This is a genomic window from Moorena sp. SIO1F2 (assembly GCF_010672755.1).
Lineage (GTDB): Bacteria > Cyanobacteriota > Cyanobacteriia > Cyanobacteriales > Coleofasciculaceae > Moorena.
In genome coordinates, this window is sequence record NZ_JAAHFV010000613.1 from 1 (window position 1) to 1,992 (window position 1,992).

1 protein-coding gene and 2 pseudogenes are annotated in these 1,992 nt (G+C 41.6%); all 3 read left to right on the forward strand.

Annotated elements, in window-relative coordinates; translation table 11 throughout:
• Positions 1-977 (forward strand): chemotaxis protein CheA (locus F6J94_RS34580; RefSeq protein ID WP_367142319.1); only part of this gene is annotated, 977 nt, incomplete at its 5' end.
• Between the two features lie 24 nt (positions 978-1,001).
• Positions 1,002-1,703: pseudogene (locus F6J94_RS34585) on the forward strand (response regulator); the annotation flags it as partial.
• 95 nt (positions 1,704-1,798) lie between these two features.
• Positions 1,799-1,992 (forward strand): annotated as a pseudogene (locus F6J94_RS33400) (hypothetical protein); the annotation flags it as partial.

A 1,992-nucleotide genomic window follows, 5' to 3' on the forward strand; every position in this document is an offset into this window, starting at 1 on the left:
TGTACTTACTCCAATTCAATATCTTATATTTGGTCTTGGCGGTTGCTTCTGTCATGGCTAAGGGGAAGCTCTATTTTTCTCTCTATAGATTATCTCACTCAACTCATACTCTTTATGCAACAAAGCCGAATTCTTTAGCAATATCCCAGGTCAATCAAGTGGGGGAGGAATATCTGAAAGTTGCTCGACAAAAGGAACAGGAATGTCGGGAAATTTTGGGCGATCGCATGAGTGAACTGGAACTGTATGCTCGTCGCACTGCTAATCTTTCGGATCGTCTTTACCGAGAAGTGATTGCGTCTCATATGCGTCCTTTTGCTGATGGGGTACAGAGTTTTCCTCGGATGATTCGGGATATAGCCAGAAAGCTGAATAAACAAGTTAAATTAGAAATTACCGGCAAATCTACGGCAGTAGATCGAGATATTTTACAGAAACTAGAAGCACCACTGACTCATATTTTGCGTAACTCTGTAGACCATGGTATTGAACCTCCCCAAGAGCGTGTAGCAATGGGGAAACCAGCCCAAGGCACAGTGCGACTGGAAGCCGTTCATCGTGGTGGGATGTTATCGATTACTGTTGCTGACGATGGCAAAGGCATAGATCCAGAGAAATTGCGGGAAAAAATTGTCCGCAAAAAAATGATCACCCCAGAGATGGCAAGCCAGCTAGCTGAACATGAGCTGATGGAGTTTCTATTTTTGCCGGGATTTTCTACTGCTAAGCAGGTAACCGAAATTTCTGGTCGTGGCGTTGGTTTAGATATTGCCAAGAGTATGGCACAAGAGGTAGGTGGCACCCTGCGAGCTACCTCTAAGCTAGGGCAAGGAACCAGTTTCCACTTCCAATTGCCTCTGACTCTATCAGTTATTCGTACCCTATTAGTGGATATATATGGTGAACCTTATGCGTTCCCGTTAGCACGAATTGACAAAATTGTCATGGTAGATAAAAATGAAATTTTTGTAGTATAAAACCGGCAATATTTTACCCTTAATGATGAAAATATTGGACTGGTAGCTGCCCATCAAGTGTTGGAGTTAGATGACTCTTATATCAAATCTGAAACCCTACCAGTCGTGATCATCAGTGACCAATCGAACCGTTTTGGATTAGTAGTTGATAAATTTTTAGGTGAACGGGATTTGGTGGTTCGACCATTAGATCCGAGGCTGGGCAAAGTTCAGGATATCAATGCTGCTGCTTTGATGGGAGACGGTTCCCCGATTCTAATTGTGGATGTGTCAGATTTAGTGCGCTCCATTGATAATCTACTCAATAACCGCCAGTTGAACCAAGTCAGTGGTAATGATGATACTGATATCCAACAGCCAAAACGAATTCTAGTAGTTGATGATTCCATTACCGTGCGGCAAATGGAACGTAAGTTACTGGAAAACCAAGGTTATGAGGTGGAAATAGCTGTTAATGGCATGGATGGTTGGAACGCTGTTCGCACCAACCCTTATGATTTAGTGATCAGTGATATTGATATGCCCCGCATGAACGGCATTGAGCTAGTCAGCCATATTAAAAGCCATTATAAATTAAAATCAATCCCTGTGATTATTATTTCCTATAAAGACCGGGAACAAGACCGTATTCAAGGTTTGCAAGCTGGAGCAGATTATTATCTAACCAAGAGTAGTTTTCATGATGATTCGTTGTTGAATGCAGTGATTGACTTAATTGGGGAGTAGGGATTATTAATTGGTTAGTTTGGATGGCTTGCTTGTTAATTGTCAATGGTAAACTTGGAATCCAAGCTTATTAATTAATAAGCTTGAATGAAACAATGAATAAAATCGAGTATAGCGTTAATCATAGTTATGTTGATCATACTTATGAGGTAGATTCAATTTTCTACTCCCTACTCCCTACTCCCTACTCCCTACTCCCTACTCCCTACTCCCTACTCCCTACTCCCTACTCCCCTACTCCCTACTCCCTACTCCCTTATAAAAAAGTAATCAGCATTTTTATGACATG